The organism is Lutibacter sp. (assembly GCF_046055765.1).
Taxonomy (GTDB): domain Bacteria; phylum Bacteroidota; class Bacteroidia; order Flavobacteriales; family Flavobacteriaceae; genus Lutibacter.
The window spans coordinates 1-10194 of record NZ_JASFZF010000139.1 but is presented as its reverse complement, the minus strand read 5'-3'; the positions used below and the strand labels follow the sequence as shown (position 1 = coordinate 10194).

Here is a 10194-nt window from a genome sequence, read left to right as displayed (position 1 = left end):
AAGAAAATGGTTTATTTGAAAGCACATCGCTGGCGTTCTGATTCGATTGGCAAAAAAATACGTAAGTACCTATAAATAAAAGTAATATATAAACTAAAAAATATGTGTAGCGCCACAAAAGCCAACAATGCACATAAAAAATAGCTTATCCTATGATTAAAAGAAAAATTGAACTATTTTTAAACCTCAATTAAAAGCTATGGAAAATCTCGGTTTCAAATCCGCTTCTTTTCATGTACTAAACCGTTCTAAGCTATATACCACAAAAGCAACTTTATAAAACAGATTATACAAGAATTAATTGAAAATGAATACAAATAGATTATTTTTTAGAAAAAGAACAAAAGAATTAATCAATGAAATGTTAACCTATTCGAAAGAAGAGCAAATGTTGTTTTTTGGATTTTCTACAAAGGAACAATTAACATATAAGTTAAAGAGAATAGAGGAAGCTCTATCCAAAGAAAATGTAAATTATCAAATATTTGATTTGGTAGAAAAGAAAAATAAAATTGTGATTGGAAGTTGTGGGTTTCATAATTGGATAAAAAATCACGAAAGAAGTGAAATAGGATATGAAATTCATAAACAATATCAGAATCAAGGATATATGAGTGAGGCAATAAAGAAAGTTATAAATTATGGATTTCAAGAGATGAATTTAAATAGAATAGAAGCATTAATTGATCCAATGAATGAGAATTCAATAAGAATAGTAACTAAAAATGGTTTCAAACAAGAGGGAATATTAAGAGGACACTATAAAAACAATAATGAATTTGAAAACTCAATTATGTACTCACTTTTAAAATCAGATTACGACTTTAATTAAATTTCATCATCGTATAAGTTATAAAATTAAGTAAAAAACTTTATTGAAAATACTAATACAAATTAAAAAAACTTACTGAATGAAATATAAAATACAGCTTAGAACAATGCACATAAAAAATTGCTTATCTCTAACTAAATATGAAAATTATTATAAATAATAAACTAATTTTAAACTTCTGAAAATTGCATTTTCAAAACCCGCAATTTTTCATGTACTAAACCGTTACCAGCAATTAAAACAGACAAACTATAATTAATGAAAGAATTACTAGAATATCTAAATAGTATTCAGCGATTAACTGATAAATCCCAAAAAGCACTTTCCTTAATTTGTACGGAATTAACTGTTGAAAAAAACTCAGACCTTCATCCAATTGGACATACTTGTAGGAATATTTATTTTATTAAAAAAGGTTTATTATGTATCTATTATTTTAAAGAGGACATTGAAATAATAGAAAGTTTTGAATTTGAAAATTCAATTGTTGCTAGAGCAGACAGTTTATTCAAAACCAAACCTTCTCGTAAAGGAATTAAAGCCATTGAAAATTCAGAGTTAATTGCTATTAATTCCTCCAAACTATTCAATTTATATGATAAACATACTGATATTGACCGATTGTTTAGAAAGATATACGAAAATGCTTATGTAGAATTAGTAAACAGAGTTGAAAGTATTCAATTTCATACAGCAGAAGAGCGTTATCATAATTTATTAAATCAATCTAAACAAACAATTCAAAGAGTCCCTTTAAAACTAATAGCTTCTTATTTAGGAATCACACAAGTGAGTCTAAGTAGAATCAGAGCAAAAAAGTAATTATTTAACATTTGTAAAGTATTTTCTTTTTATTCTTTCTGACTTTTGTAAAAACAAAGAATATGGATAATACAAAGTTAGGATTGAAAGAAAATTGGAAACAATTTACATTATTGGTTATTGTAAATGCTTTTGTTGGTGGTATGGTAGGTTTAGAACGTTCCATTCTTCCTGAAATAGCCGAGAAAGAATTTGGATTAGTTGTGAAAACTGCTATTCTTTCATTCATTATTGTTTTTGGTATTACCAAAGCATTAACTAATTATTTTGCAGGTGCATTAGCAAATAAATATGGTAGAAAAAAACTGCTAATTCTAGGTTGGATAATTGGAATACCAATTCCTTTTATATTAATGTTTGCCCCAAACTGGAACTGGATAATTGTTGCTAATATTCTATTAGGAATCAATCAAGGTTTAGCTTGGAGCAGTACAGTTGTAATGAAAATTGATTTAGTTGGAGATAAGCAACGTGGTTTTGCAATGGGACTAAATGAATTTGCAGGTTATTTGTCCGTAGCAATTGTAGCCTTTTTAACAGGTTGGATTGCTAGTGTATATGGTTTAAGACCTTACCCTTTCTATATTGGAATTGTCCTAGTTTTATTAGGTTTAATTTTTAGCATATTTTTTATCAAAGATACTAGGCATTACGTAGCAAAAGAATCGAAATCGAATACTGTTCCTTTGTTAAATAATATTTTTTTAGATACAACTTGGAAAAATAAAAATTTAGGTTCTATTTCGCAAGCAGGACTAATTAATAACCTAAATGATGGAATGGTTTGGGGTATTTTTCCACTATTATTAGCAAGTAAAAATTTTACAATAGAGCAAATAGGGATAATTACAGCCATATATCCTGCTGTATGGGGAATTGGTCAATTATTTACAGGAAAAATGGCTGACAAGTACCCTAAAAAAGAGATGTTGTTTTGGGGAATGCTCCTACAAGCCATTACGCTTTTATTATTTGTTTTTGCTAATAGTATACATCAGTATATTATTCTATCTTCAATTTTAGGTTGGGGAACAGCAATGGTTTACCCTACTTTTTTAGCGTCTATTGCTGAAAACACAAATCCAATTGATAGAGCAAAAAGTATTGGGATTTTTAGATTATGGAGAGATTTAGGTTATGCAATTGGAGCAATATTAACAGGCTTAATAGCAGATGCCTATAACATAAATAGTTCAATTGTGTTTATAGGAGTACTTACATTAATATCTGCAATTATTATCAAAGCAAGAATGGAAACTAATACAAATTGCATTTCAAAACAAGATATTCAAAAAAAGAAAAATTATATAATTATTGATGTAAGAACTAAAGAAGAACGAGAAACTGGGTATATCGTTAATTCTATTCATATTCCAGTCAGTGAACTTGAAAGCAGAATTAAGGAACTTCCCACAGACAAACTTTATATAACCGCTTGCGGAAAAGGTGGTGGAAGGTCAATTAAAGCATCTGAAATATTGCAATTAAACAAGTATAATGCATTTTGGCTTTGTGGAGGAATTTTTGGTTGGCTAAAAATTAAATAACTTATTTAATTCTAATATTATTATATTAGGATATTATAATATTATGATGCATTTTTGTAAAAATTTATAAGAATGCTGACAATAAAAGAAATAAATCAGATTGATTTTGATAAGGAAAGTCAAATTTTAAAAGCTTTGTCTAACCCAATACGTCTTAAAATGGTAGGGTTGTTACTAAATGATGAATGTTGTGTAACTGATGTAACTAATGCTCTTGGAATTTCACAATCAACAACCTCTCAACATTTAGGTATATTAAAATATAACGGGATTGTTTATCCGAAAAAATTTGGAGCAAAAACTTGTTATGTTGTTGATAATCTAGAAGTTGAAAATATTATCAAAATCTTAATTAATAAATATAATTTAAAATGATGAATAAATTAATGAAGGCTTTTATGCCTCCAAAAAAAATGATTGATATGTTTACTTTAAAAGTAGAAACCAATCAAGAAATTGATAAAATTGCAAAGCAAGTTCCAATAAAATGTGAAGAATATAATTTTGCACTACTTAAAACTTACAACTATCATGAAATTGTAGAGAGTAAAGGTTTCCCAATAAAAAGAAAAGTTTACATCTACGAAATTTGTCAAGCAAAAACAGCAGCATTAATGTTAGCAGATAATCCAAATTTTTCAATTTTTATGCCTTGCAAACTGTCTATTTATGAAGATTATGGAAAAACAACAATTTCGACTATGAATATGGAGTTAATGCTTGAAGCTGTTAAGTCAAATAATGAACTTTATAATAATGCAACAAGCCTTTTTAAAACATTAAAAGAGTTGATGAATTCACTAACAACAAATAAATAACAACCTGAAATTATGCAAAAAATATTAATCATTATTAATGATGCCCCTTACGGAACAGAAAAAGCATATAACGCTTTAAGAATGGCAATGACATTACAGAAAGAACATAAAGGTATAGAAATTAAAATATTTTTACTTGCAGATGCTGTAACTTGTGGACTTCCGAATCAAAAAACACCAAATGGATACTATAATATTGAAAGAATGCTAAAATTAGTTATCAGAAATGGTGGTGAAGTGAAAAGTTGCGGTGGATGTTCTGAGGCACGAGGAATTGATACGTTAGAATTTATTAAAGGCGTAAAACTTAGTAATATGAAAGAATTTACTCAATGGACAGTTGATTGCGATAAAGTCATTACATTTTAATTGACAAATATTTGATATTTCAGAGAAAAAAATGCTGGGAACAATGCACATAAAAAATTGCTAATTTACTAACTAAATTGAAAGAGATATTTAATAATAGAGAACTTGCAATAATATTCTGGATAGGAATATTATTAATTTACGTTTTTCGTAAAAAACGGAATGCTCTAAACTTTGGAAAAGTTTTGGAAGCATTTTTTATAGATAAAATTCTAACTATTATTCTTCTTTCTGTAATCTATATTGAGTCACTTATTTTAGTGTTATCTCTAATAGAATATTGGGATTTTACGTTTATTAAAGATTCAATTATTTGGTACTTCGGAGTTGCTTTTATAACTATTCTTAATCTTTATAAACAACCAGATTCACGAAAATTTTTCAAAAAAACAATAATTGATAATTTCAAATTTATAGTCATTTTTGAATTTCTATCAAACTTTTTTACTTTTAATTTAATAACGGAATTAATTATTATTCCAATAATATCATTTATAGTAATTTTAGATACATATTTGAGTATTAATAATGAGATTAAATCAGAAAAATTATTAAAAAAAATCACAAATGGAATTTTGAGTTTTTTCGGACTAATTATGATATTTTACACACTTTACAGATTTAAAAACGACTATTCAAGTATTATGAGCTTTGGTTCATTAAAATTTTTTTTATTTCCAATAATCTTAACTCTATTATTTATTCCTTTTCTTTACTTTTTAGCATTATACTCCGAATATGATATAATATTAGAAAGACTACAATACCGATTTAAAGGAAATAAATCAGAAATAAATGGGATAATGAGAGCGATATTAAAAAAATGTAATTTCCAAATTGATAAAGTTTCATCAATTAATATAATTACCAGAACAAACTATTTCAAAGAAAAAAATGAAATTATAATGATAATCAAGAATTATAAAAACTCCAGTTGTTAACAATGCGTATAATTCATTGCTGGGTTTGGTAAATATCCGATTATCATTCTGTATATTTAACCTGATTTCTAAGCCTGAAAATCCTAGCAAATTTGTCACAACAAAATGATAACTTTAAATCCGCTTACAGAATTGTTAATTAAAAAAGTTGATTAACCAAGAATGTAACCTGAATTATTTTAGCCCATCCCATTCATTATAGAACTGCTGAAGAAAAGTTTCCATATACTGGTGACGTTCTTCGGCAATTTTTTTACCTGTAATTGTATTCATTTTATCTTTTAGCAATAATAATTTTTCATAAAAATGATTGATAGTTGGAGCTGATGATTTTTTATATTCCTCTTTTGTCATCCTTAGATTTGGAGGGACAGATGGATTGTATAATTGTCTGTTTTTAAAGCCACCATAGTTAAAACAACGTGCTATACCAACTGCGCCAATGGCATCTAATCTATCCGCATCTTGCACAACATCAAGTTCAGGTGATTTAAATTTTTGCACAAAATTACCACCTTTGTATGAAATATTATTAATAATTTGTATTATATGAATTATTACAGATTCCTCAACTAATTGACTTTCTAAAAATTCACGTGCTGTTTTTGGCCCAACTGTTTCATCACCATTGTGAAATTTAGAATCGGCAATATCATGTAATAAAGCGCCTAATTCTACAATAAATTCATCAACATTTTCATCTTTTGCAATTAACTTTGCATTGTTCCAAACGCGTAAAATATGAAACCAGTCATGACCGCCTTCAGCATTTTCTAAAGTTGATTTTACAAAAGTTTCAGTATTAGAAATTATGAGTTGTTTATTCATTTTTTAAAAGTAGAGAAATTTAAGAAAATAGTAAGGGTGTCATTCTAAATTTATTTCAGAATCTCACCATTTTGAATGCGAGCTATTATGAGAACCTGAATCAAGTTCAGGTTGACGTAACTTCGTCAATAAATAGTTGCAATATTAGTAAATAGCTGTGCACTTTCCATTAATACATTCAACACTAGTTGGAGGTAAAACTACAGAACAATCAGAAAAAACGCTCCATGTATTATTATATAAATCTTCTTTTTCGTTATATTCAGCTACTTTTTCTTTTAACAATTCAACATCTATGGAAGTGCTATAAACTAAATAGCTTGTTGGCCCACCGCAGGCTTTGCTTCCATACGCTATGTATTCACAATTTGAGTTTCCAGTACAAGTTCCTGTGGAAACTAGTTGTTCAATATCATTATTTAAAAGAGTTAATTCTGCTAAATCTTCTTCCTGAGAGGAACCAGAATTATTGGAACAACTAAAAACGATTGCTAATAAAGCAATCGTTTTTATTAGATGTTTTGGTAGAAATTTCATTGTTTTAAAAAATAATTAACAGTATTCTTCGTAGGCTCCGGATAAGTTAGCTGCAATAACTTCCGCAGATCTTCCTTCAATATGATGACGTTCTAACATGTGAACTAATACACCATCTTTAAATAAGGCAATAGCTGGTGATGAAGGTGGAAATGGAATCATATTTTCACGTGCTTTGGCTGTTGCTTCAGCATCTACGCCAGCAAAAACTGTTGTTAAATTTGTTGGTATCTTATCGTGTTGTAAAGAATTTACAGCACCTGGACGAGCTGTACCTGCGGCACACCCACAAACTGAATTTACAACTACTAAAGTTGTGCCTCCTTTTTTTAATGTTTCTTCAACTTCTTGAGCCGAATGTAATGATGTAAAACCTGCATTTTCTAATTCGTCTTGCATTGGTTTTACTAATTCTGGTGGATACATATTTTTGATTTTTTAGTTTAACTTAATTTGAGGTGCAAATATAACAGATTAAATACTAAAAGTTTATAATTTTTTTAACAACTGTAACAAACATCAACTTAAACTATACTAACAATTACTTGTATCTTTGAAAACTTAAAAGTAATTATGGGAAATTTTATTAAATGGTTAGGAGCCGGATTGGGTTTTACACTTGGAGGACCAATTGGAAGTATTTTAGGTTTTGCACTAGGAAGTGTTCTTGGTGGATTTTCGAAAACAGATATTGAAAGAGCTAAAGCTTACGGAGAAACGAGTAGAACAAAACAATCGGGTGACTTTGAAATTAGTTTATTGTTATTGTCATCTGTAGTGATAAAAGCTGATGGGAAAATTGACCAACGAGAATTATCGTATGTTAGAAACCACTTTAAAAATATGTACGGTGAAGAAAGGGCTAATAATGCGTTTAAACTATTTAAGAGTTTTATAAAAAGCAATAAAGTTTCTACACGACAAATATCGGAACAAATCCGTAAAAATTTAACCCACTCGTCTCGTTTGCAATTAATTCATTTTCTATTTGGAATTGCAAAAGCTGATGGTGTAGTTAATGAAGCAGAAGTAAATTCAATAAAAATAATTGCGGGTTATTTCTACATAAATCAATACGATTTTGAATCTATAAAAGCTATGTTTTATGATAGTTCTGATAGTTCTTACAGAATTCTCGAAATTAAAAAATCAGCTACAATTGATGAAGTTAAAAAAGCATATAGAAAAATGGTGAAAAAATACCATCCAGATAAATTACAACATCTGGGTGAAGAACATGTAAAAGGCGCCGAAGAAAAATTTAAACAAGTTCAAAAAGCGTACGAACAAATACAGAAAGAAAGAGGATTGTAAGCATTTGTTGATTTTTACGACTTAAATCAAAAGTTGTGTCTATGCCATCTATGGCAAGATACTTTACCCCTTAATTAAGAGAGACGTTTCACTTTATGAAACGTCTTTTTTTATGAGAACCAGATAGGATTTATAAAATTAGATATAAACTTATATTAAAACTATTTATTTCAGGAGTTTAGCTAGCAAATATTTTGCGATTTATGAAATGATATTTTGAAGAAAATACGTAATTTCGCAAACTAATTGATTTAAAGGTTTAAAATGAGTAAAAAATTTAGAGAATATAAAGGATTGAACCTCACTAAAGTAGCAGAAGAAACTTTAGCAATTTGGGAAGCAGAGCATATTTTCGAAAAAAGTATAACTACAAGAGATGAAAATAAACCATTCGTATTTTTTGAAGGACCACCTTCAGCAAATGGTTTGCCAGGAATTCATCATGTAATGGCACGTGCCATAAAAGATATTTTTTGCCGTTATAAAACATTGCAAGGTTTTCAAGTGAAACGTAAAGCAGGTTGGGATACACACGGATTACCAATTGAATTAGGTGTTGAAAAAGAATTAGGAATTACCAAAGAAGATATAGGTAAAAAAATTACCGTTGAAGAATATAATGATGCTTGTAGAACTGCAGTGATGCGTTATACAGATGTGTGGGAAGAATTAACACTTAAAATGGGGCATTGGGTTGATATGAACGACCCTTATGTAACTTACAAACCAAAATACATGGAAACAGTTTGGTGGTTGTTAGCCCAATTGTATAAAAAAGGATTGATTTATAAAGGTTATACTATTCAGCCATATTCACCAAAAGCAGGTACAGGATTAAGCTCTCACGAATTAAATCAGCCGGGAACCTATCAAGATGTTACTGATACTTCTGCTGTAGCACAATTTAAAGCTATAAAAAATTCGTTGCCAGATTTTCTACAAGAAATAGACGGTGATATTCACTTTTTAGCTTGGACAACAACACCTTGGACATTACCTTCAAATACAGCTTTAACAGTTGGTAAGAAAATAGAATATGTGTTGGTAAAATCGTTCAATCAATACACATTTCAACCAATAAATGTAATACTAGCTAAGAATTTAGTAGCAAAACAATTCTCTAAAAAATTCTTTGTTATTGAAAATGAAGCTCAACTTTCAGACTATAAAGAAAATGACAAAAAAATTCCATTTATAGTTGTCAAAGAATTTAAAGGAGTTGATATTTTAGAAGCTAAATATGAACAATTAATGCAATTTGCGCTTCCATATCAAAATCCTGAAAATGCATTTAGAGTTATTGCTGGTGATTTTGTAACTACTGAAGATGGTACAGGAATTGTACATACAGCTCCAACTTTTGGAGCAGATGATGCGATGGTTGCAAAACAAGCGACACCCGAAGTACCACCAATGTTGGTGTTGGATGATAATGGAAATCCAGTGCCATTAGTAGATTTACAAGGACGATTTACTAAAAATATGGGTGAATATGCAGGTAAATATGTAAAAAATGAATATTACAATGAAGGTGAAGCTCCAGAGCGTTCGCTAGATGTTGAAATTGCAATTCAATTAAAAGAAGAAAATAAAGCTTTTCATGTAGAAAAGTACCGCCATAGTTATCCGCATTGTTGGAGAACAGATAAACCAGTTTTGTATTATCCATTGGATTCTTGGTTTATTAAAGTTACAGATAAGCGTGATAGAATGTTTGAATTAAACAATTCAATCAATTGGAAACCAAAGTCAACTGGTGAAGGGCGTTTTGGAAACTGGTTAAAAAACGCAAATGATTGGAATTTATCTCGTTCGCGTTATTGGGGAATTCCATTACCAATTTGGAGAACAGAAGATGGTACAGAAGAAATTATGATTGGTTCTGTTGAAGAATTGAAAGCTGAAATGAAAAAATCTGTTGAAGCAGGTTTCTTAGAAGCTGATATTTTTGCCGATTTTGAAGTTGGGAATATGAGTGATGAGAATTATGATAAAATTGATTTACATAAAAATATAGTGGATGCAGTAACGTTGGTTTCTTCAAAAGGACAGCCAATGAAACGTGAATCAGATTTAATAGATGTTTGGTTTGATTCTGGCTCAATGCCTTATGCACAATGGCATTATCCGTTTGAAAATAAAGATTTAATTGACGAGAAGAAATTCTATCCAGCCGATTTTATTGC

The 10194-nt window shown here is 29.1% G+C and carries 12 protein-coding genes; 9 read left to right on the top strand and 3 right to left on the bottom strand.

The window, feature by feature from the left end:
* Positions 1-307: 307 nt before the first annotated feature.
* The 7 genes from QM495_RS12685 (at position 308) to QM495_RS12655 (ending at position 5329) form a co-directional block, all read left to right on the top strand.
* Positions 308-832, top strand: a complete 525-nt coding sequence (locus QM495_RS12685; RefSeq protein ID WP_408672484.1) for a GNAT family N-acetyltransferase — start codon at positions 308-310, stop codon at positions 830-832.
* A gap of 258 nt (positions 833-1090) precedes the next feature.
* Positions 1091-1654, top strand: coding sequence for a Crp/Fnr family transcriptional regulator (locus tag QM495_RS12680; protein ID WP_408672483.1), 564 nt, complete (start codon positions 1091-1093; stop codon positions 1652-1654).
* Between the two features lie 62 nt (positions 1655-1716).
* A complete protein-coding gene (locus tag QM495_RS12675; RefSeq protein ID WP_408672482.1) occupies positions 1717-3201 on the top strand; it encodes an MFS transporter in 1485 nt (494 codons plus the stop codon).
* 72 nt (positions 3202-3273) lie between these two features.
* Entirely contained in the window at positions 3274-3576 is a 303-nt protein-coding gene (locus QM495_RS12670) for an ArsR/SmtB family transcription factor (RefSeq protein WP_408672481.1), read from the top strand.
* Positions 3573-4019, top strand: a complete 447-nt coding sequence (locus QM495_RS12665; RefSeq protein ID WP_408672480.1) for a DUF302 domain-containing protein — start codon at positions 3573-3575, stop codon at positions 4017-4019. The genes QM495_RS12670 and QM495_RS12665 overlap by 4 nt, the downstream gene beginning before the upstream one ends.
* Before the next feature lie 12 nt (positions 4020-4031).
* Positions 4032-4388, top strand: a complete 357-nt coding sequence (locus QM495_RS12660; RefSeq protein ID WP_408672479.1) for a DsrE/DsrF/TusD sulfur relay family protein — start codon at positions 4032-4034, stop codon at positions 4386-4388.
* Positions 4389-4465: 77 nt separating this feature from the next.
* Positions 4466-5329: a hypothetical protein gene (locus tag QM495_RS12655; protein WP_408672478.1), complete on the top strand. Its 864-nt coding sequence runs from the start codon at positions 4466-4468 to the stop codon at positions 5327-5329.
* A gap of 174 nt (positions 5330-5503) precedes the next feature.
* On the opposite strand, the gene QM495_RS12650 is transcribed toward QM495_RS12655, so the two are convergent.
* The 3 genes from QM495_RS12650 to QM495_RS12640 form a co-directional block, all read right to left on the bottom strand.
* Positions 5504-6157 carry an HD domain-containing protein gene (locus QM495_RS12650; RefSeq protein WP_408672477.1) on the bottom strand — a complete coding sequence of 218 codons (654 nt, stop codon included), beginning with the start codon at positions 6155-6157 and terminating at the stop codon, positions 5504-5506.
* A 144-nt stretch (positions 6158-6301) separates the two neighbouring features.
* On the bottom strand, positions 6302-6694 hold the full coding sequence (locus QM495_RS12645; RefSeq protein ID WP_408672476.1) for a hypothetical protein: 393 nt from the start codon (positions 6692-6694) through the stop codon (positions 6302-6304).
* Positions 6695-6709: 15 nt separating this feature from the next.
* Positions 6710-7120 carry a BrxA/BrxB family bacilliredoxin gene (locus QM495_RS12640; RefSeq protein ID WP_408672475.1) on the bottom strand — a complete coding sequence of 137 codons (411 nt, stop codon included), beginning with the start codon at positions 7118-7120 and terminating at the stop codon, positions 6710-6712.
* A 147-nt stretch (positions 7121-7267) separates the two neighbouring features.
* On the opposite strand from QM495_RS12640, the gene QM495_RS12635 reads away from it, so the two are divergent.
* Both QM495_RS12635 and ileS read left to right on the top strand, forming a co-directional pair.
* Entirely contained in the window at positions 7268-8008 is a 741-nt protein-coding gene (locus QM495_RS12635; RefSeq protein WP_408672474.1) for a TerB family tellurite resistance protein, read from the top strand.
* Positions 8009-8272: 264 nt separating this feature from the next.
* Positions 8273-10194, top strand: a 1922-nt coding sequence (gene ileS, locus QM495_RS12630) for an isoleucine--tRNA ligase (protein WP_408672473.1), incomplete at its 3' end; no start/stop codon positions are given.

Excerpts from the sequence above, each read along its gene's own strand:
- QM495_RS12680 (WP_408672483.1), top strand. The coding sequence starts at position 1,091 with ATGAAAGAATTACTAGAATATCTAAATAGTATTCAGCGATTAACTGAT.
- QM495_RS12665 (WP_408672480.1), top strand. The coding sequence starts at position 3,573 with ATGATGAATAAATTAATGAAGGCTTTTATGCCTCCAAAAAAAATGATT.
- QM495_RS12685 (WP_408672484.1), top strand. The coding sequence starts at position 308 with ATGAATACAAATAGATTATTTTTTAGAAAAAGAACAAAAGAATTAATC.
- QM495_RS12645 (WP_408672476.1), bottom strand. The coding sequence starts at position 6,694 with ATGAAATTTCTACCAAAACATCTAATAAAAACGATTGCTTTATTAGCA.
- QM495_RS12640 (WP_408672475.1), bottom strand. The coding sequence starts at position 7,120 with ATGTATCCACCAGAATTAGTAAAACCAATGCAAGACGAATTAGAAAAT.
- QM495_RS12650 (WP_408672477.1), bottom strand. The coding sequence starts at position 6,157 with ATGAATAAACAACTCATAATTTCTAATACTGAAACTTTTGTAAAATCA.
- QM495_RS12635 (WP_408672474.1), top strand. The coding sequence starts at position 7,268 with ATGGGAAATTTTATTAAATGGTTAGGAGCCGGATTGGGTTTTACACTT.
- QM495_RS12670 (WP_408672481.1), top strand. The coding sequence starts at position 3,274 with ATGCTGACAATAAAAGAAATAAATCAGATTGATTTTGATAAGGAAAGT.
- QM495_RS12675 (WP_408672482.1), top strand. The coding sequence starts at position 1,717 with ATGGATAATACAAAGTTAGGATTGAAAGAAAATTGGAAACAATTTACA.
- QM495_RS12660 (WP_408672479.1), top strand. The coding sequence starts at position 4,032 with ATGCAAAAAATATTAATCATTATTAATGATGCCCCTTACGGAACAGAA.